General features: G+C 51.1%; 17 protein-coding genes. All 17 read left to right on the top strand.

All coding sequences use genetic code 11. From position 1 onward, the window contains the following. The first annotated feature begins 24 nt into the window (after positions 1-24). The 17 genes from B9A14_RS02315 (at position 25) to tpiA (ending at position 21139) form a co-directional block, all read left to right on the top strand. Complete coding sequence (locus B9A14_RS02315) at positions 25-1164, top strand: murein hydrolase activator EnvC family protein (protein WP_084663628.1); 1140 nt, start codon at positions 25-27, stop codon at positions 1162-1164. A 177-nt stretch (positions 1165-1341) separates the two neighbouring features. Further along, positions 1342-2553, top strand: coding sequence for a S41 family peptidase (locus tag B9A14_RS02320; protein WP_231967877.1), 1212 nt, complete (start codon positions 1342-1344; stop codon positions 2551-2553). Between the two features lie 23 nt (positions 2554-2576). Then, positions 2577-3806, top strand: coding sequence for a PDZ domain-containing protein (locus tag B9A14_RS02325; RefSeq protein WP_084663632.1), 1230 nt, complete (start codon positions 2577-2579; stop codon positions 3804-3806). A gap of 32 nt (positions 3807-3838) precedes the next feature. Then, the gene (uvrB, locus tag B9A14_RS02330) at positions 3839-5836 is read left to right on the top strand and encodes an excinuclease ABC subunit UvrB (RefSeq protein WP_084663634.1); all 1998 of its coding nucleotides are present in this window, start codon (positions 3839-3841) and stop codon (positions 5834-5836) included. A 150-nt stretch (positions 5837-5986) separates the two neighbouring features. Beyond that, positions 5987-8842, top strand: a complete 2856-nt coding sequence (gene uvrA / locus B9A14_RS02335) for an excinuclease ABC subunit UvrA (RefSeq protein WP_084663636.1) — start codon at positions 5987-5989, stop codon at positions 8840-8842. A gap of 22 nt (positions 8843-8864) precedes the next feature. Further along, the gene (locus tag B9A14_RS02340) at positions 8865-9419 is read left to right on the top strand and encodes a pyruvate kinase alpha/beta domain-containing protein (protein ID WP_084663638.1); all 555 of its coding nucleotides are present in this window, start codon (positions 8865-8867) and stop codon (positions 9417-9419) included. Positions 9420-9435: 16 nt separating this feature from the next. Next, positions 9436-11241 (top strand): excinuclease ABC subunit UvrC, encoded by a 1806-nt coding sequence (gene uvrC, locus B9A14_RS02345; RefSeq protein ID WP_084663640.1) that lies wholly within the window; start codon positions 9436-9438, stop codon positions 11239-11241. Positions 11242-11297: 56 nt separating this feature from the next. Further along, positions 11298-12101, top strand: coding sequence for a Cof-type HAD-IIB family hydrolase (locus B9A14_RS02350; RefSeq protein WP_084663642.1), 804 nt, complete (start codon positions 11298-11300; stop codon positions 12099-12101). A gap of 8 nt (positions 12102-12109) precedes the next feature. Continuing rightward, on the top strand, positions 12110-13003 hold the full coding sequence (gene rapZ / locus B9A14_RS02355; RefSeq protein WP_084663644.1) for an RNase adapter RapZ: 894 nt from the start codon (positions 12110-12112) through the stop codon (positions 13001-13003). A 5-nt stretch (positions 13004-13008) separates the two neighbouring features. Next, the gene (locus B9A14_RS02360; protein WP_084663646.1) at positions 13009-14379 is read left to right on the top strand and encodes a gluconeogenesis factor YvcK family protein; all 1371 of its coding nucleotides are present in this window, start codon (positions 13009-13011) and stop codon (positions 14377-14379) included. A gap of 20 nt (positions 14380-14399) precedes the next feature. Continuing rightward, the gene (gene whiA, locus B9A14_RS02365; protein ID WP_084663648.1) at positions 14400-15332 is read left to right on the top strand and encodes a DNA-binding protein WhiA; all 933 of its coding nucleotides are present in this window, start codon (positions 14400-14402) and stop codon (positions 15330-15332) included. Positions 15333-15342: 10 nt separating this feature from the next. Beyond that, complete coding sequence (locus B9A14_RS02370; protein ID WP_269456754.1) at positions 15343-15789, top strand: acyltransferase; 447 nt, start codon at positions 15343-15345, stop codon at positions 15787-15789. 38 nt (positions 15790-15827) lie between these two features. Continuing rightward, complete coding sequence (locus B9A14_RS02375) at positions 15828-16439, top strand: DUF1405 domain-containing protein (protein WP_084663652.1); 612 nt, start codon at positions 15828-15830, stop codon at positions 16437-16439. 35 nt (positions 16440-16474) lie between these two features. Then, complete coding sequence (rpoN, locus tag B9A14_RS02380) at positions 16475-17872, top strand: RNA polymerase factor sigma-54 (RefSeq protein ID WP_084663654.1); 1398 nt, start codon at positions 16475-16477, stop codon at positions 17870-17872. Positions 17873-18040: 168 nt separating this feature from the next. Next, positions 18041-19048: an ArsJ-associated glyceraldehyde-3-phosphate dehydrogenase gene (locus B9A14_RS02385; RefSeq protein ID WP_084663656.1), complete on the top strand. Its 1008-nt coding sequence runs from the start codon at positions 18041-18043 to the stop codon at positions 19046-19048. Between the two features lie 86 nt (positions 19049-19134). Next, positions 19135-20319 (top strand): phosphoglycerate kinase, encoded by a 1185-nt coding sequence (locus tag B9A14_RS02390; protein ID WP_084663666.1) that lies wholly within the window; start codon positions 19135-19137, stop codon positions 20317-20319. A 31-nt stretch (positions 20320-20350) separates the two neighbouring features. Beyond that, positions 20351-21139, top strand: a complete 789-nt coding sequence (gene tpiA, locus B9A14_RS02395; RefSeq protein ID WP_084663668.1) for a triose-phosphate isomerase — start codon at positions 20351-20353, stop codon at positions 21137-21139. Positions 21140-21150 lie beyond the last annotated feature (11 nt).

The following is a 21150-nucleotide window of genomic DNA, read 5'->3' on the forward strand; positions in this document are numbered from 1 at the left end:
CGAGTAAAGGGAGGGATATCTCCTTTGCCTTTACGTTTAGTAGCTAGCAGCCTGATAGTATTACTGCTCTTACTTCTTTTCCCTACCCCGGGTAATGGCTCTACCTTAAAAGAACTACAAGAAAAGCAGCAAGAGATCCAGGTAAAGATCCGGGAGCAAAACGCCCTCCTAAAGAGTAAAGAGAGCGAGGGGCAGGAGCTTCTAGAACAGCTGGAAAAACTAGAAAGAGAGATCCAGGCCAAGGAACAAGAGGTCAGGCAACTAGAACTTGAGCTTAAGGTAGCTCAAGATAGGGTGAACCAGGCAGCTATAGAGCTTAATAAGGCAGAAGCCGCTTTAAGGCAACGGATGGATATCCTGCGCAACCGTCTAAAGGAAATTTACGAGAGGGGACCTGTCAACTACTTGGAGGTGCTCCTTAACTCCACCAGTTTTAGCGATTTCTTGGTACGCCTGGAGCTTCTGGGTAAAATTGCCCAGAACGATGCCCGCCTGGTGGAGGAAGTAAAACAGGAGCGGGCTAAAATAGCAGCTCGCAAAGCGGCCCTGGAAGCGGAAAGGGATGCTTTGGCTGGGCTTAAACGGCGGGCCGAAGGCGAGCGGGCCCTTCTAGCCTCACGTCAGGCCGAAAAGAGGCAGCTTTTAGCCCGGGTGGAAGAGGAAAAGAAGCGCGTGGCTCAGGCCCTGGATGAACTGGAGGCCCTTTCCCGGCAGATCGCCCAGAAGATTCGGGAGATCCAGCAGAGAAACAGGCGCCAGCTAGGCCCCCGTGGTACCAGCCGGTTCCTCTGGCCTGTACCGGGATACACTAGCATTTCTTCTGGCTTTGGATGGCGGATACATCCCCTTCTTAAGACTCCTCGCTTCCACCCTGCCATCGATATTCCAGCACCGGAAGGGGCTGAAGTTGTGGCTATAGAAGATGGGCAAGTGATCTCTACAGGATATCTAGGTGCTTATGGTAATCATATTGTAATAGACCATGGAGGTGGCCTGTCTTCCATGTATTCTCATCTGTCGGCTATTCTAGTACGGGAAGGCCAGGAAGTAAAAAGGGGGCAAGTTATCGGCCGGATAGGGAACACAGGATGGAGCACAGGGCCCCATCTGGATTTTCAGATACTACTGCAAGGGGAACCTACAGATCCCTTACAATATTACTAAAAGAAACTTCTCACAGCCACAGCAATAGCCAGGCTCATTACCCAACAAATCCCCTGCAATATGACTAAAGAAACCCTTATATCTAGAAGGCGAACCTGCGTAGGATAGCAAATACTACTTTTGATGGGACTAAAGCTAATAACGGCTACATATAATTGAGCGTAACTGTAAGTAAGCTTGAAGAGACAGGCGGTGACGGGTTTGCGCAGGAACTTGCGCAGAATTATTAACCTTTTTTTAGCCCTGTGCGTGGTGAACACCCTGGCTTTAATGCTGGTGGTCGCTGCCTATTATCCGAAGGTGGAACAGGTTATCAGGGTATATACTCTTTTGCGGTTTCAAGCTTTAACCCCTCCTACCCTGGATAAAATCTTCGAAGGGGCCATCAAGGGGATGGTAGAATCCCTTGGTGACCCTTATTCTTCTTATCTTACTCCTGAGGTTTATCGGCGGTTGGAGGAACATGTCCAGGGAACTTACGGCGGCGTGGGTTTACTTATTACTCTAGAGGAAAAGGAAAAGCGACCAGTGGTGGTATCCCCCTTTAAAGGGACGCCGGCCCAACGGGCAGGGATCACCAGTGGGGATTATATCCTGGCCATAGATGGCCGGGACACAGCAGGGATGGATCTGGAGACTGCCGCCAGCCTCATGCAGGGTGAGCCAGGAACTAAGGTGGAGTTAACGGTCCTTAAGCCGGGAGAAAAAGAGCCACGGCGGTTTACTTTGATCCGCGAGACTATAAAGATCCCTACTGTGGACGGCCGGATGCTTCCTGGTTATCCCGGGATAGGATATATATCTTTAAGCATGTTCAATGAGCAAACCAGTGGAGATCTGGGGAAGCTTTTAGAGGAATTGCGACGCCAAGGGCTCAAAGCCCTGATCCTAGATTTGCGCAATAATCCCGGGGGTTCCCTGCAGGCGGCCGTAGAAGTAGCGTCTTACTTTATACCTAAAGGCCCTGTAGTGTATATTGTGGACCAGAAGAAGAAGGAAGCCTTACAGGCTACGGGAAAATATATTAAGTTACCTTTAGTGGTGCTGGTGAACAAAGGAAGCGCCAGTGCTGCGGAAATAGTGGCTGGAGCCATTAAGGATTCCGGTTCAGGGGTTTTGATAGGCGAGACCACCTTCGGTAAAGGAGTGGTCCAGACCATCTTTCCTTTGAAGGGTGGTGCTGCCGTGAAACTAACTACCCATAAATATTTGACACCGGCCCAAAAGGATATTGATAAGGTAGGTATTACTCCCGATATCCAGGTTAAGCTCGATCCCCGGTTGGAACAGGAGGTCTTAAGCCATTCTCCAGATCTGGAACGGGATACCCAGCTTAAAAAAGCCTTAGAACTTCTTCAAGGGAAAATGGTTACTTCCAAAGCTGCCTGAACTTAGGAGGCGAAAGAACAGCCTTGTTACCCTTAAAGCAGATAGTACCTTTTATCCTCCAGGCCCAACTTAGCCTGCTCATAAGCCCCTTGTTCTGGCTGTTGGTCCTTGTTGTAGCCTATCAGTACCGGCGCCTGGCCCGCCTTAAGGAAGAGCTTTTCGGGGTGCGCGGGGAGTCTGCCTGGCAGCCCACCCTGACCGCCGTAGCCTATGGCGTGTTAGGGGGGTTAGGAGGGAGTTTTATCATGGTGCTGGTAGGTGTTTCCTTAAGCGGTATTGGAATTAACTATTTGTGGGTTTTAGCCCTACTCCTCATGCTCCTTAACCCCCGCTTCCTATGTTTTTCCTACGCGGGGGGCTTAATTTCCCTTTCCGCCCTTGTTTTCGGGAGGCCGCAGGTGGACGTGCCTCATCTTATGGGCCTGGTGGCCGTACTGCATATGGTGGAAGCCCTTCTTATCCGCTTGAGCGGTCATTTAGGAGCTATTCCCGTATATACCAGCCACCAGGGCCAGGTAGTAGGGGCCTTTAACATGCAGAAGTTCTGGCCGATCCCTATTGCGGCCTTAGCCCTTGTAACGCTACCTCCCTGGCTTCCCCCAGGAGCGGCGGTCCCTATGCCTAATTGGTGGCCCCTTATCCGGCCGGCGGTTATGCCAGAACCCGAGCAGGCGCTTTTTGTGGTATTACCTGTAGCGGCCGGTTTAGGTTACGGCGATCTGGCTTTAAGTTCTCGGCCTGAAGAAAAAAGTAAACTGTCAGCCCGTAACTTGGCAGTTTACAGCCTTACTCTACTAGGCCTTTCTATCCTAGCTTCCTATTATCGTCCGTTGACCTGGCTGGCAGCCCTCTTCGGCCCTTTAGGTCATGAGTATACTATATGGCTGGGGCGCCGGGTAGAAATTAGGGGTGAGCCCCTGTATGTACCTTCTGACCTAGGGGCCCGTATTCTGGACGTGGTGCGGAACAGCCCGGCAGCGAAGTTGGGTCTCAGATCCGGTGATGTATTATTAAAGGTTAACGGCTGGCCAGTCCGGGATCGGGAGACTTTGAGAGCGGCCTTGGAAGGAGCTTGGGAGCAAGTGGAGGTAGTATTTTACCGGGCTGGCGAGGAAGAGAGGACGGCAAGGGTTTATAAAGCTCCCTCTGATCCTTTAGGAGTAATTTTGGTACCCGAACCTGGGGATAAACCCCAAGTGGAGCTTATGTCCCCCGGTTGGCTTGGCCGTTGGTGGCGGGAAAAGAAGAAATAATTTGTGGTATAATACTCCCAAGGGGGGGTGCCATGGACCGTTTTATACTTAAAGCTGATTTTGAGCCGCGGGGCGATCAGCCTAAGGCTATAGCTGCCCTGGTAGAAGGGCTAAAGAAAGGGTACCGGCACCAGACCCTTTTGGGGGCCACAGGGACAGGTAAAACCTATACCATGGCCCAGATCATCCAGGCTGTCCAGCGGCCCACCTTGGTACTCGCTCCTAATAAGACCTTGGCTGCCCAGTTATGCGGGGAATTTAAGGAATTCTTCCCTTATAATGCTGTAGAGTACTTTGTCAGCTACTACGATTACTACCAACCCGAAGCGTATGTTCCGGAAACGGATACCTATATTGAAAAAGATAGTTCCATCAATGAAGAGATAGACAAGCTGCGCCACGCGGCTACTGCGGCCCTTTTTGAACGCCGCGATGTGATCATTGTAGCTAGCGTTTCTTGTATATACGGCTTGGGTTCCCCGGAGGATTATAATAAACTTATGGTCTCCTTGCGGGAGGGCCAGGAGTACGATCGGGATGTTATTTTGCGGAAGCTGGTGGATATCCAATATACCCGTAATGATTATGAACTAAAGCGGGGAACCTTTCGAGTTCACGGGGATGTTTTAGAAGTATTCCCGGCTTCTTTTGACGCCCGAGCCATACGGGTAGAATTCTTTGGAGATGAAGTGGAGAGGATCCTAGAGATAGATACCTTAACAGGAGAGATCCTGGGCCGGAGGTACCATGTGGCCATCTTCCCGGCCAGCCACTATGTAGTGGAGCAACCCAAGCTAGAGCGAGCCCTGGCTAGTATAGAAGCTGAGCTGGAGGAGCGGTTAAAGGAACTTAGGGCGGCGGGAAAGCTTTTAGAAGCCCAGAGGCTAGAACAGCGCACCCGCTTTGACCTGGAGATGCTGCGGGAAGTAGGTTATTGTAAAGGGATTGAGAATTATTCCCGGCATCTTACAGGCCGGGCACCAGGAGAACCTCCCTATACCTTATTAGATTATTTCCCACCGGATTTCCTGCTTTTTATTGATGAATCCCATATCGCCGTACCCCAGATCGGGGGTATGTACGAGGGGGACTACTCGCGGAAGAAAACCCTGGTGGAATACGGCTTCCGCCTACCTTCGGCCCTGGATAACCGGCCCTTAACCTTCGAGGAGTTCATGGCCCGGGTGAATCAAGTTATTTATGTATCGGCTACCCCTGGCCCCTTTGAGCTTGAGCATTCGGAACAGGTGGTAGAACAGATCATCCGGCCCACCTACCTCGTGGATCCCGAGGTTATAGTAAGACCCACGGCTGGCCAGGTGGACGACCTTCTCCAGGAGATCCGGAAAAGGGTGGCCAAGAAGCAGAGGGTGTTGGTTACTACCCTTACTAAGAGAATGGCCGAGGATCTGACCGATTACCTCCAGGAAATGGGGGTTAAGGTCCGCTACCTCCATTCGGATATTAATGCCATCGAGCGCATGGAGATAATCCGGGATCTGCGGTTAGGAGTTTTCGATGTTCTGGTGGGGATAAACCTTCTGCGGGAGGGGCTGGACCTACCTGAGGTGTCTTTGGTGGCCATCCTGGATGCTGATAAAGAAGGATTCTTGCGCTCGGAGCGTTCCCTCATCCAGACCATCGGTCGGGCAGCGCGTAATGCTGAAGGGCAGGTTATCATGTACGCTGACACTATTACAGAGTCCATGCGCCGGGCCATTGAGGAGACTAACCGCCGGCGCCGCCTCCAGATGGAGTATAACCGGCAGCATGGTATAACTCCTCAAACGGTGGTTAAGCCGGTACGCGATATTATTGAAGCTACCCGGTCCGCAGAAGAACCGCGTATCTCCCGGCCAGGGACCCAGGTTGAGGCTAGGGACGTACACAAGAAGATGAGCCGAAAAGAGCTCCGCTCCCTTATTAAGCGCCTAGAGAAGGAGATGCGGGAAGCAGCCAGGCGCCTGGAGTTTGAACGGGCAGCTGAGCTTCGGGATGCCCTTTTGGAGCTAAAGCTCCAGGTGGGTTAAAAGCTTTAAGGAAATAGGCTAAAAATTAACCTTGCCTGACCTGAAAAACCGGGTTAATTAAGAGATCAAAAAATGAAATGGGCTAGTGATACTTTAGAGGGAAATTAGAAGGGAAACAAGTAAGAACGTAAAACAAAGGGAGATTCCTTTATGTCCAAAGATAAGATAATAGTTAAAGGTGCGCGTGCCCATAACTTAAAAAATATCGATGTAGAAATACCGCGGGATAAGTTGGTGGTCATCACCGGGCTGTCCGGCTCAGGGAAGTCCTCTTTAGCCTTTGATACCATATATGCGGAAGGGCAGCGACGGTATGTGGAATCCTTGTCCGCTTATGCCCGGCAGTTTTTAGGCCAGATGAACAAACCGGATGTGGATTATATAGAAGGCTTGTCTCCAGCCATAGCTATAGACCAGAAGGCAGCTAGTCACAACCCCCGTTCTACAGTGGGTACAGTAACGGAGATCTACGACTATCTTCGTCTCCTTTTCGCCCGGATAGGCCGGCCCCATTGTCCCCGCTGTGGCCGGTCCATAGCTCCCCAGACAGTATCCCAGATGGTGGACCGGCTTCTCACCTTTCCAGAGGAGACCAGGATGCAGATCCTGGCCCCGGTGGTCCGCGGGCGTAAAGGAGAGTACAAGCAACTTTTGGAGGAGCTCCGGCGTAATGGGTACGCCCGGGTACGTGTTGATGGCGAGGTACGGGAGACTTCGGAAGAGATTAAACTAGATAAAAACAAAAAGCACACCATAGAAGTTATAGTGGATCGCATAAAGATCCGTCCTGGTATCGCCCAGCGGCTGGCTGACTCCTTGGAGACAGCTTTAAAACTTTCCGAAGGTTTGGTTTTAGTAGAGGTGGTGGGGCAGGAAGAAATACTTTTTAGCTCCGAGTTCGCCTGCCCTGAGTGCGGTATAAGCTTGCCGGAGATAGCCCCTAGGCTTTTCTCCTTTAACAGCCCCTATGGTGCCTGCCCGGCCTGTACCGGCCTGGGGACCAGCATGGAGGTGGACCCCGACTTAGTGATCCCGGACCCCAACCTTACTTTGCGGGAAGGGGCTATTGCGCCCTGGGGTGGGGGAGAAGGATATTGGCATATTCTAGAAGCCGTGGCTGATCATTATGGCTTTAGCCTAGATGTACCTGTACGGGACCTAAAACCGGAGCATTTAAAGATTATCCTTTATGGGAGCGGAGAAGAAAGGATACGGTTTAGTTATATAAATCGTTTCGGTGAAAGAAGGACCTGGGAGGCGCCCTTCGAAGGAGTTATACCTTCTTTGGAGAGGCGTTACCGGGAGACCCAGTCGGATTGGTCACGGGCCGAAATCGAAGAGTATATGAGCCAGAAGCCCTGCCCTGTATGCCAGGGAACCCGGCTTAAGCCCGAGGCCCTGGCCATTACAGTAGGGGGTAAGAATATCTATGAAGTGACCAAGCTCTCTGTGGCTGAGGCTGAGGAATTCTTCGCTGGTCTTGAGCTTACAGAGAAGGAAAAGGTAATAGCCCACCAGATCTTAAAAGAGATTAGAGCCCGGCTCAAATTCCTAATGGATGTAGGTCTGGACTACCTTACCTTGGATCGGCCGGCGGCTACCCTTTCCGGCGGTGAGGCCCAGCGTATTCGCTTAGCCACCCAGATCGGCTCAGGATTAGTGGGCGTACTCTATATTCTGGACGAGCCCAGCATAGGTCTGCACCAACGGGATAATGCCCGCTTGATCCGTACCTTAAAGCAGCTCCGAGACCTGGGCAATACGGTTATTGTGGTGGAACATGATGAAGAGACCATCCGCGAGGCCGATTATATTATCGATATTGGCCCGGGTGCTGGGGCGGGCGGCGGACAAGTAGTGGTAGCCGGCACGGTGTCTGAGGTTATAAATTGCCCAGCCTCCCTTACTGGCCAGTATTTGAGCGGCAGGCGTCGTATACCAGTACCGGCTGTTAGGAGGAGACCAGGGGATAAATGGTTGGAAGTGTTGGGGGCCAGCGAGCACAACCTTAAGAACATCGATGTGCGCTTTCCCCTGGGTACTTTTATCTGTGTCACCGGAGTTTCGGGTTCGGGCAAGAGCACTTTGGTTAATGAAATCCTTTACCGCGCCCTGGCCCAGAGGTTGAACGGGGCCCGGACTATTCCAGGGCGCTTCCGGGAATTAAGGGGTGTGGAGCACCTAGATAAGGTTATAGCCGTGGATCAATCGCCCATCGGCCGCACCCCGCGTTCTAACCCTGCTACCTATACCGGGGTGATGGACGATATACGAAGCCTTTTTGCTGCTACGCCGGAAGCCCGGGCCCGGGGTTATAAGCCGGGCCGTTTCAGCTTTAATGTTAAGGGAGGGCGCTGTGAAGCTTGTAGCGGGGATGGTATTATAAAGATCGAGATGCACTTCTTGCCCGATGTATATATTCCCTGTGAAGTATGTAAAGGTAAGAGATACAACCGGGAAACCCTAGAAGTGAAATATAAAGGTAAATCCATTGCGGATGTATTAGATATGACGGTAGATGAGGCGGTGGAATTCTTCTCCGCCATACCCCGCTTATACCGTCGGCTCCTTACTCTACAGGATGTGGGGTTAGGTTACATTAAACTGGGGCAGCCGGCCACCACCCTTTCTGGTGGGGAGGCCCAGCGGGTGAAACTAGCGGCCGAGCTTTCCCGGCGGAGCAACGGCCGTACCTTGTACATCCTAGATGAACCTACCACCGGGCTTCATATGGCCGATGTACACCGTCTTTTGGTTGTCCTGCAGCGGCTGGTAGATGCAGGGAATACAGTGGTAGTTATTGAGCACAACTTGGATGTCATTAAATCAGCGGATTATATCATAGATTTAGGCCCAGAAGGAGGCGAACGAGGTGGCCAGGTAGTGGCCGCAGGGACGCCGGAGGAGATCTGCCAGGTACCGGCTTCTTATACCGGGCAGTTTTTGAAACCGGTGCTGGAGAGGGACCGCGTTGTCCCAGGGCAGGAGGTACGACAGGCAGTCTAAGTTTAAATAAGGGGGGCTTTAGATGACTACTTACTGGCCTACGGCAGGTAAAGAGCATACAGAGGCTACAATAAACTTAGCGGTGGAGAGAGCTAGAAGCTTAGGCCTTAAGCACCTAGTGATAGCCTCAGTTACAGGTTACTCTGCCCAGATGCTTTTAGGTCATAAAGACCTAGAAGTGGTATGTGTCACTCACCAGGCTGGCTTTGCGCGACCAGGGGAGCAAGAGATGCCTCCAGATATGCGACGGAAATTAGAAGAGGGGGGTATTAAGGTCTTAACCACTACCCATCTCATGGCCGGGCTAGATCGGGCTTTAAGGCTTAAGTTTCAAGGTTTGTACCCTTCGGAGATCATTGCTAATGCTTTGCGGCTCTTTGGACAGGGTACTAAGGTGGCTGTAGAGGTAGCTGGTATGGCCCTGGATGCTGGTCTCATACCTTATGGGGTAGACATTGTGGCGCTCGGTGGGACTAGCGAAGGGGTGGATACAGCTTTAGTCTTACGGCCAGCCCATTCCCAGGACTTTTTTGCCACAAAAATTAAGGAGATCATTTGCAAACCGCGGGAATTTTAGGGAGTTAAGGTAGAGTATGTTACTGGAGGAAAAGCTCGCCCATCTCCCCGATCATCCTGGCGTCTACTTGATGCGTGACGCCCAGGGGCAAGTTATATATGTAGGTAAGGCAGCTTCTTTACGTAACCGGGTACGCTCTTATTTCCACGGCCAGCACCCGCCGCGCATCCAGGCCCTGGTGCGGCAGGTGGCTGATGTAGAGTATATTCTTACGGATAATGAAGTGGAAGCCCTGGCCCTGGAATGTAACTTAATCAAGGAATACCGCCCCCGGTATAACATTAACCTAAAGGACGATAAAAGTTATCCATATCTTCGTCTCACCCTACAGGAGGAGTTTCCGCACCTAGAGGTAACGCGGCGCATAGTACAGGACGGTTCGCGATATTTCGGACCCTACACCCGGGTAGGGGCCTTGAAGGAAACCCTAAAACTTTTGGGGAGCCTTTTTCCTTTACGCACCTGCCGAGATACTCCTTTAAAGCTTAAGAGCCGCCCCTGTCTTAACGCTCACTTGGGCAGGTGTCTTGCCCCTTGTACGGGTAAGGTTAGCTCTGAAGAGTATCGGCGAGCCGTGCAGGAGATGATACTTTTTCTGGAAGGTAAACAGGGAGACCTGATACGCCGGTTGAGGTCAGAAATGGAAGAGGCTGCCAAAAAGTTAGAATTTGAAAGGGCAGCCCGGTTAAGGGACCGGATCAAGGCTATAGAAGAAGTCCTAGCCCAGCAGAAGGTGATAAGTCCTGGCCGGGAGGATCGCGATGCTATTGCCCTAGCCCGGGAGCACGATGAGGCTGTAGGTATGATCTTTTTCATCCGGGAAGGGAAACTCATAGGCCGGGAGCACTTTTTCCTGGAAGGTCAGGCCGGTTTGGAGGCTAGGGAAGTGATGGCCGCCTTAGTAAAGCAGTTTTACAGCCGGGGAGTGGAGATACCGCCGGAAATCCTTCTGGAGGAAGAAGCTGAGGATCAAGAAACAATAGCTACCTGGCTGTCCCAGCTTAAAGGGAGCAAGGTTAGTATAAAAGTCCCCCGGCGGGGGGAGAAGGCCAGGCTTATGAGTATGGTGCGGGAAAATGCCTTTTCTGTTCTAAAGGAGTACTTGTTAGCCCGGGAAAGGGAGGAGGTTAGCTCCCAGCAGGCCCTGGAGGAACTTAAAGATGTTTTATCTCTTCCTGCTATTCCTTGGCGGATGGAGGCTTTTGATATTTCTAACCTGCAGGGGACCGAGGCAGTGGGATCCATGGTGGTTTTTGTGGGAGGGCGGCCCGATCCCTCCTCTTATCGGCGCTTTCGCATTAAGAATGTACAGGGGCCGAACGATTACGCTTGCCTGCAGGAAGTTTTGTCCAGGCGCTTCCGCCGGCTGGCTGAAGGTGACCCTAAGTTTTCAGCCCGTCCCGACTTTGTGTTGATCGACGGGGGTCAGGGGCAGCTTTCGGCAGCGCGGGAAGTTATGCGGCGCCTGGGAGTACAGGATATACCCACCTTCAGCCTGGCCAAGGGAGAGGAGCTTATTTTCCGGGAAGGGGATGCCCAGCCGCTGGTCCTACCTAAGGATAGCATCGGCTTGCGGCTCCTGCAACGCCTCCGGGATGAGGCCCACCGGTTCGCCATTACCTACCACCGCCAGCGCAGGGACAAAGGGGCCCTAGCTTCAGTATTGGATGATATTCCAGGTATAGGTCCTAAGCGTAAGCGAGCCTTGCTCCGTCATTTTGGCTCTGTAGAGAACATCCGGCGGGCCAGCCTGGAGGAGCTATTACAGGTAGAAGGCATGAACAGGGTTGTTGCCGCCCGGCTTAAGGAAATACTCGGGTAAGGTATGGGGTAACGAAAATATAGTTCGGGGCAAGTAACAGGGAGAGGAGAGATCTGATGTCACCCATTAAGCTTGTAGCCCTGGATCTCGACGGCACCCTCCTGGATAGCACCTTTAACGTGGAGTCTAGGGCGCGAGAGGTCATCCGTCAGGTCCAGGAAAGAGGTGTAGGGGTTACCCTAGCCACAGGCCGCATGTTCCGCTCGGCCTTGCCCTTCGCCCAGGCGTTAAGCTTAAAGCTTCCGTTGATCGTATACCATGGAGCTCTGATTAAAAACCCGGTTTCCGGGGAAGTTGTGTGGGAGAGGCTTTTGCCTTTAAGTATAGTAGAATTCCTGGTCCGCAAAGCCCGCTCCTACGGCTTCCCCTTCAACGTTTATGTGGACGACGAACTGTATGTGGAGGATGTTCGCCCCGAAAACCGGGCTTATGCTGATCAGGCCCGGGTACCTTTGCACAGGGTTGATGATATTTTAGCCTTCTTAAGAAAGGAACCTATTAAATTTGTAGCCCTCCATCATGGTCCAGAGTTAGATAAACTGGAGGAGGAGATACGGAGGGAACTAGGGGAAAGCGTATATATAACCCGCTCCTTTCCCCATTTCTTAGAAGTTATTAGCCGGGAAGCTAGCAAGGCCAAAGGGCTGGCTATCCTAGCCCACCTCTTAGGGATAAGTCCTAAAGAAATTATGGTTATAGGCGATAGTTTCAATGATCTAGATATGTTCCATTTTGCTGGGTTGGCCGTAGCCATGGGCAATGCACCACCGGCTGTCCAGGCCCAAGCCCATTATGTGGTAGGTACTAACGATGAGGGCGGAGTAGCCGAAGCTTTAACTAAATTTATCCTAGAGAGGTAAAGGCTTTTATGGATAAGGGTGAGGAATGGCGTCTGGTAATTGTGACAGGTTTATCGGGAGCTGGTAAAACCCAAGCTATACGCTCCCTGGAGGATTTAGGCTTTTTTTGTATTGATAATCTACCCCCTTCCTTAGTACCTGGGTTGGTAGAACTGCTAAGCAAACAGGGACCTGGTCCAGAGGAGAATAAAAAAGTAGCTTTAGTTATGGATATCAGGGGAGGCAAGTTTTTTGAAGGTCTGGAGGAAGCTCTAGATTACCTTGATGAGCAGGGCTTCCCCTACGAAATCTTATTTTTAGAAGCTTCGGATGAGGTTCTGGTCCGGCGGTATAAGGAGACGAGGCGGCGCCACCCCCTAGCAGGGGAAAGCATCTTGGAGGGAATTTTAGAAGAGCGCCGGCGTTTAGAAAGTATTAAGGAACGGGCGAGCAAAGTTATCGATACCTCAGAACTTACACCCCGTCAGCTTAAAGAAGAAATAGCTGAATTATTTGGTGCCCAGAGGCAGAAGCTGACCGTAACAGTGGTGTCCTTCGGATATAAGTACGGTTTACCCTTAGATGCCGATTTAGTTATGGACGTCCGTTTTTTACCTAACCCTTATTATAACCCGGCCTTACGCCCCTTTACAGGCCACGATCGGTGTGTGGCTGATTTTGTCTTAAGCTCTCCTGCTACCCAGGAGTTTTTGCATAAGTTTATGGACTTATTACGTTTTCTTATTCCCAGCTATATTAAAGAGGGTAAATCGCATCTCGTGATAGCTATAGGTTGTACCGGTGGTCAGCACCGTTCTGTGACCTTGGCCAACAAGATAGGAGAGCTGCTTAAGCACGAGGATTTTCGGGTTATTGTGAAGCATAGAGATGTAGTGCGCGCCTCCTCAAGCCGTAGGAGGTGAGGCTTTTGCAGAGCTTTAAGTGGTTATACCCGGGCCTTAAGGTTAAACGCTTTATACTTTTAGCCGCTTTAGGCCTTTTCTTTCTTGTTTCTGGAGTTACTATAGCCTTAGGCTTAACCTTACTTACCTCAGCAGAACAAACCTTATTGTGGCTGGCTGATTATATCCTGCGGCTGGGGATTTCTCCTTTAGCTAGTGGTATTTTCCTAGCCGGGTGGGGGCTATTATTATTAGTGTTAGGCATTGATAGGCTAGTACGCTCGGTTTTACATGTCTTATGGCCGCGGGAAAAAAGCCCATGGGAGGTTTTTTATCGGCGGCGCCTGTTGGAGGGAGGGCCCCGGATAGTGGCCATCGGTGGTGGTACAGGGTTAGGAGTTCTTCTGCGCGGTCTTAAGAACTATACCCGCAATCTTACCGCTATTGTTACAGTAGCAGACGATGGCGGGAGTTCTGGGCGGCTCCGGGCTGAGCTAGAAATACCCCCACCAGGGGATATCCGTAATTGCCTGGTAGCGCTGGCGGATACCGAAGCCTTAATGGAAGAACTTTTTAGCTACCGCTTTCGGCGGGGAGAAGGGCTGGCCGGGCATAGTCTGGGGAATCTATTGCTGGCGGCCATGATCGATATAGCTGGGGATTTTGACAAGGCTATAAGCGAGTTGGGACGGGTTTTAGCTGTAGGCGGCCGGGTTGTTCCTTCCACCCTTACCCCGGTGGTGTTGGGAGCTGAAAAGGAGGATGGGACCATCGTCTGGGGAGAAAGCCGCATCCCCTGCCCCGGCCAGCGCATAAAAAGGGTTTTCTTGCATCCCCCTGATTGTCGCCCCCATGAGAAAGCCCTGGAGGCTATAGCCCAAGCCGAGGCTATTATAATCGGGCCGGGAAGTCTTTATACCAGCGTCTTACCCAATCTTCTAGTGCCGGGTATAGCAGAAGCCCTGCGTAAGGCCAACGCTCCAGTATTTTACATAAGCAATGTGATGACTCAGCCGGGAGAAACAGAAGGCTATACTGTAGCTGATCATGTGCGGGCCATTCAAGCCCATTGTGGTCCCGGCCTTATAGACTGTGTCATTGCCCATAGCGGCCCGGTATCCTGGGCTGCTCGGAGAAGATACGGAGAAAAGGGAGCCCAGCCAGTAAAGGTGGATGCGGCAGCGGTGGCACGTATGGGAGTGGCTCTCCGGAAGGCCTGGCTAGTGGATGAGACCCTAGTAGTAAGGCACCACCCTGATCGCCTGGCCCAGGTGATCATGGAGGAGCTATATAAACGCCGAGCTTGGAGGCCGCGAAGTAAGTTCTGCTTTTTCTTCCAGAAACGGATGGAGAGAAGCCGCCTCCCTATATCTACTAGACATAAGGTATCTCTATAGAAGCGGGGGTAATTTAAAGTATGCCGCTCTCCTTTTCGGCCCGGGTTAAGGAAGAGCTAACCCATGTCCAGGCTAAGGGTAAATGTTGCCGCCTGGCCGAACTGGCCGCTTTATGGCATTTTTCATCTTTACCTCCCTTAGAGGAGACCTTACCCCAAGGTTTCATCATGCTGGTCACGGAAAACGCTGCCCTAGCTCGTAAAGCTTACTCTTTGGCTAAGGAGGCAGGCTTTAATGTAAAAGTAGAAAGTATGGATTCTAAGACCCGGCGCAAAACCCATCTATATTATCTAGTAACCCCACAGGATGGATATAAAAAAATTTTACAAGAAAGGGAGCGAACTTTACACCCTTGTTGTCGTCCAGCTTACCTCCGCGGAAGTTTCTTGGCTTCCGGGTATCTGGCCAGCCCAGGAGCTGGCCACCACCTGGAACTGGTGGTAAAGGCTCGGGATCTTCGTTTTCTGCAGCGCCTTATGAGGGAGCTAAACCTTACTCCTGGGGTCCACCAGCGCTCCCGGGGGGTGGCCTTGTATTTTAAAGATAGCGAGCAGATCATCCGTGCTTTAAGCCTTATGGGCGCCCATGCTGCAGTTCTAGAGTACCAAAATGTTTTAGTTTATAAAGAAATGCGCAACCGGGTAAACCGTCTGATAAACTGCGAGACGGCCAATTTAAGTAAAGCGGTAGAGACGGGTTTAAGGCAGGTAGAGGCTATAAGCTTCCTTAAGGACAAATTGGGCTTGGAGAACCTTCCACGCGCTTTACGGGAGGTAGCTGAGATGAGGTTGCGCTACCCAGAAGCTACACTTAAAGAATTAGGCGAAATGCTTACTCCTCGAGTAGGGAAATCCGGAGTGAATCACCGCCTCCGCCGTCTGGAGGCCTTAGCCAAAAAATTGATGGGCAGTGAAGTCAAAGATGCGCCAAGTGGAGAGGTTTCCAGTAAGTAAGGGCAATTCCATGGTCTATTGGCGCAGGATAACTCCCCTGTGGCGGGTAATCTGGAACTTTAGCCTTATTGAATTAAGCCGCTTTATCCCCTTTTTAAGGTTTAAGAATTTTCTTCTGCGGCTAGTGGGGATAAAAGTGGCTCCTTCAGCTTCCATAGGGCTGATGGCTATGTTTGATATACTACGCCCAGACTTAATAAGTATCGGCGATAATACCATCATCGGCTACAATGCTACTATTTTAAGTCACGAATTTTTACCTCGGGAATACCGCTTGGGCAAAGTGGAGATAGGTTCCTGGGTCCTAGTGGGGGCTAACGTCACCATCCTTCCCGGAGTGAGGATTGGCGATGGGGCAGTGGTGGCGGCCGGGGCAGTGGTAACCCAGGATGTGCCTCCCGGAGCTCTAGTTGCGGGAGTACCCGCCCGGGTGGTTAAACGGGAAGGTGAAGTCTAAAACTTTACTCCACAAGGGGAGGCCCAAATTTACAAACCATGTTCCAATTTCTTAAATATTTACTATGGTATAACCCATTCCAGCCCTTTTTTCTTAAAGGGCTACTGATTATCAACTTCTTAGGCTCCCTTTATGGGTATTACTGGTACTATGAGCAGTTACTAGCTACTCCTTGGCCGTGGTGGATTTTTACCCCGGATAGCCCCCTTTCCACTTCTCTCTTTACCTTGACCTTAGCCTTGTTGCTCTTGGGGAAGGGCGCAAGTGTCAAATCCGTAAAAGAAGTTTTGGGCCTGTTGGCTTGTGCAGCGCTCATCAAGTACGGTTTGTGGGCGGTTGTAGTTATCGGGGATTACTGGATAAGGGGAGCTAGCGTAACCCTGGTAGAAGCTTTATTGTTCTTAAGCCACTTAGGCATGGCTGCTCAAGGTTACCTTTTTTTACGCCACTGGCCCTTTTACCTATGGCAGGGCCTTTTAACTGGTGCTTGGTTGATACTCAATGATTACGTCGATTATATTTTAGGTTGGCATCCTTACCTTTTCCGAGACGACCAAGTGCCCTTGGCAGCTGTTACAGCCCTTGTTTTAAGCGGTTTTTGGTTTCTTTACTGTTTAGGCAGGAAAATAGCCAGGAACACAGAATATTAATATTAATACAAGGGGCAGAAAGAGGGTAGAAGGGGATGCGGGCCGGTATAGGGCTGCACCTGGAACAGAGCCAAAAATTAGTTATGACCCCGGAATTAAGGCAGGCCATGGTTATCCTGCAGCTCTCTACCCTGGAGCTAACCGAATACCTAGAGCAGGAGCTTCAAGAAAACCCTATTTTAGAGATAGGGGAAGATGGGGAGTTTTTATCCCCTGAAGGCTTAAATATACAGCAGGAAGAGCAAGGAGAGTTAAGTCTAGACTGGGCAGAATATTTTGCTGATGGTAGCGACTTAGGCTTTGTATGGGTACCCCGCGAAAATCCGGAAGAACCCAACTTTAATAATTCCCTGGCTGCCGAAGGCCCAGGCCTTCACGATTATCTTCTTCTCCAGCTTAATTTAAGCGTAAAGGATAAAAAAGGGCTATCCATCGGCACCTTTCTTATTGGCAATATCGACCAAAACGGTTATTTAAAAATTTCAGTAAAGGAAGCAGCAACAGCCCTTAAAGTGCATCCCGGTGAGGTCTGGCGAGTGTTAGAGATAATCCAAGGGTTTGATCCTCCCGGCGTGGGAGCCCGGGACCTGGTGGAATGCTTGCTATTACAGCTTCGCCACTATAAAGAAGTACCGACGGGGGCAGAAAAGATCATCCGACATTTCCTGCCGGATGTAGCCCAGGGGAGGCTCGCCAAAATTGCCCGGCAGCTCAGTCTTAGTTTGGCTGAAGTACAGGCTGCTGTGGACTTTATCCGGAACCTAGATCCTAAACCTGGCCGCACTTTTGGGAGCCAGCGGGATGTACGTTATATTATCCCTGACGTAATAGTAGAACGGGCGGGGGACGACTATGTGGTGTTAATTAACGACGTAGCCACCCCTAGGTTGAGGATTAATCCCCATTATCAGGCCCTTTTACGACAAGGCGTTTGTGACTACCAAACACGTAAATTCCTAGAAGACAAATTGAATGCGGCCACCTGGATTATCCGCAGCATGGAGCACCGGCGGGTTACTTTATATCGTGTGGTACAAAGGATAGTGCAAGAACAACGGGAGTTCTTGGAGAAAGGGATAAAATACCTTAAGCCTTTGACCATGCGCCAAGTCGCGGAAGCTCTAGGGCTCCACGAGTCCACCGTTAGCCGGGCTACCGCGAATAAATATGTACAAACTCCCCAGGGACTCTTTGAATTAAAATTTTTCTTTGCTAATGGTATTACCAAGAAGGATGGAGTAGCTGCAGCAGAAAGCATAAAGAAACTTATCTCCGAAGCCGTGGCCAAGGAAGATCCCTTTGCTCCTCTAACCGATCAGCAGCTTACGGAGCTTTTGAACCGGCAGGGAATCCAGATTTCCCGGCGGACTGTAGCCAAGTATAGGGATGAGCTAGGCATCCCTACAGCGGCTAGGCGAAAAAGGTACAATTGATTTGTGGAAGCTTAAGGGGGTGGCCGGAAAGGCCACCTTTTAAATTTTTTCTGGAAAAAGGATTTTGCCCATCAATGTTGAATACAAAGAGGTGATTGCTACCAACGCCGCACTCATAATTTCCATTTTCACCAGGTATACTAAGGTTTTGGAAGGGGGATTACATAGATGCCAGTAAAGGTTGCTATCAATGGTTTCGGCCGCATTGGACGGCTGGTCATGCGTGCCTCTTTGCAAAATCCCGAGGTAGAAGTTATAGCCATTAATGATCTCACCGATGCCCAGACCAACGCCCATTTGCTAAAGTATGATTCTGTCCATGGACGGTTGAATGTAGATGTAGAAGCGCGGGGAGATGTAATGATAGTGGGTGGCCGGGAGATCAAAGTTTTCTCTGAAAAAGATCCGGCCAAGCTTCCCTGGAAGGATTTGGGTGTAGACATCGTAGTAGAATCCACAGGTGTTTTTACCGATGCAACTAAAGCGGCTGCCCACCGCCAGGCTGGCGCCAAGAAGGTTATCATTACTGCTCCCGCCAAGAATGAAGACATTACCATTGTGATGGGCGTTAATGAAGACAAATACGATCCTCTTCACCATCATATTGTTTCCAACGCTTCCTGTACCACCAATTGCTTGGCACCGGTTGTGAAGGTGTTGCACCAGCATTTCAAAGTCTTAAGAGGCCTTATGACCACTGCCCACTCCTATACTAACGACCAGCGCATTTTAGATCTTGTACATAAGGATCTGCGCCGGGCGCGGGCAGCGGGGATGTCTATTATTCCCACTACCACGGGTGCGGCCAAGGCTATCGGTTTAGTATTGCCAGAACTAAAGGGCAAGCTCAATGGGTTTGCCATGCGGGTTCCCACCCCTAACGTATCTGTAGTAGATTTAGTGGCTGATGTAGAGAAGGCTACTACCGTAGAAGAAGTGAATGCGGCCTTTAAGGCAGCCGCCGAAGGAGAACTTAAAGGTATCCTCGGTTATTGTGAGGAGCCCTTGGTCTCCCGGGATTTCAATGGTGATCCGCGCTCTTCCATTGTCGATGCCTTATCCACCATGGTCATGGACGGTACCATGGTCAAGGTCATAGCCTGGTACGATAATGAATGGGCTTATTCCAACCGAGTAGTGGACCTAGCTGCCTACATGGCTTCCAAGGGATTGTAAACTTTCCTTCCCGGGAGCGGTCGCCTGTAAGGCGGCCGTTCCCATTGAGGCGTTAAGGGATACATTCTTCGAGGGGGGCTTTACCCGTGCAGAAGATGACGGTTAAAGATATAGATTGCGCCCAAAAGAGGGTGTTGGTTCGTGTTGATTTTAATGTACCCCTAGAGAACGGGGAAGTAGTTGATGATACACGTATCCGTGCCGCCCTGCCTACTATTCGTTATCTTATGGAGCAGGGGGCCAAGGTCATCCTTGTTTCCCACCTAGGACGGCCTAAGGGCAAAGTAAATGAGACTTTGCGCCTTAACCCAGTCGCCCGCAGGCTTTCCGAGCTTTTGAATAAGCCGGTGAAAAAAGTAGATGCTTGTATAGGCCCGGAGGTAGAGGAAGCGGTAAACAACCTTAAGCCCGGGGAAGTCCTTCTCTTAGAAAACATCCGCTTCTACCCAGAAGAAGAGAAAAACGATCCTGAATTCGCCCGGAAGCTGGCGGCCCTAGCTGACATTTACGTCAATGATGCCTTCGGTGCTGCCCACCGTGCCCATGCCTCTACCGAAGGAGTTGCCCATTATCTTCCCGCCGTTGCTGGCTTCCTTATGCAGAAGGAAATTGAAATTATGGGTAAAGCCTTAGCCGACCCCGAACGTCCTTTTGTGGCTATCCTCGGTGGAGCTAAGGTATCTGATAAAATTGGTGTTATCCGCAATCTCTTAAGTAAAGTAGACACCCTCCTCCTAGGTGGCGGCATGGCTAACACTTTCCTTAAAGCCAGGGGTTGTCAAATGGGCAAATCTTTGGTAGAAGATGATAAGGTGCCTTTAGCTTCTGAGCTCATGGAGGAAGCCCGCAAGAGAAATGTGCATTTGCTCCTACCTGTGGACCTGGTAGTAACCCAAGATCTCTCTGCCGAGGCCCCCCATAGGGTGGTGAAGGCGGAGGAGGTGCCGGAAGGGTGGATGGCGGTGGATATTGGACCGGAGACCAGGCAGGCGTTTGCGAAAGCCCTGGAGGGGGCGCGCACAGTGGTATGGAATGGGCCCATGGGTGTCTTTGAAGTAGAACCTTTCGCAGCAGGGACCGAAGCTGTAGCCCGCGCAGTAGCCGAAGTTAAAGGCACCACTATTGTGGGCGGAGGGGATTCCGTGGCAGCAGTGGAGAAGGTGGGAGTGGCCGACCATATAACCCATATCTCCACCGGTGGTGGTGCGTCCCTGGAGTTCTTAGAGGGTCGTGAGTTACCTGGAGTTGTAGCCCTTAAGGACAAGGTATAAGATAGATGCTACTTAAGAGAGGGGGAACACTTTGCGCCAGGTAATCATTGCTGGTAACTGGAAAATGTATAAGACAGCTGGCGAGGCCCGCCGCCTGGTGGAGGATTTAAAACCTCTAGTAGGTGCGACCCAGGTGGAGATTGTGGTCTGCCCCCCCTTCACCGCCCTGGCCGCGGCAGTTAACGCAGCTTCCGGAACCAACATAAGTGTAGGGGCCCAGGATCTCTTCTGGGAGGACGAAGGGCCCTATACTGGCGAGGTTTCGGGGCCCATGTTAAAGGATCTGGGTTGCCGCTTCTGTATTATCGGGCATTCTGAACGCCGCCAATATTTCGGAGAAACCGATGCTAGTGTACGTAAGAAAGTCCAAGCTGCCTTCCGCTCTGATCTCATCCCTATTGTCTGTGTAGGGGAAACCCTGGCCGAAAGGGAAGATGGAAAAACCTTGGAAGTATGCCGGCGCCAGGTAGAGGAAGGATTGGGAGGCCTCACCCCGGAAAAGATAGCCCGGTTGGTTGTGGCCTATGAACCGGTCTGGGCTATAGGCACAGGTAAAACGGCTACCCCCCAGGATGCCCAGGAGGTCATCGGATTTATCCGGGAGCTTCTAGGTAAGATGTATGGGAAAGATCCGGCCCAGCGCTGCCGGATACAGTATGGAGGAAGTGTAAAACCAGAAAATATCGCTTCCTTTATGGAGCAGCCGGATATCGATGGGGCCCTGGTAGGGGGGGCAAGCCTAGATCCTATTTCCTTTGCGGCTATTGTAAATACAGCGGCAGAGGCTAAAGGAAAACAGAGGGCTCATTCCTTAATTTAGTTTGGAGGTGG

The sequence above is a fragment of the Thermanaeromonas toyohensis ToBE genome, assembly GCF_900176005.1.
GTDB lineage: Bacteria > Bacillota > DSM-521 > Neomoorellales > Neomoorellaceae > Thermanaeromonas > Thermanaeromonas toyohensis.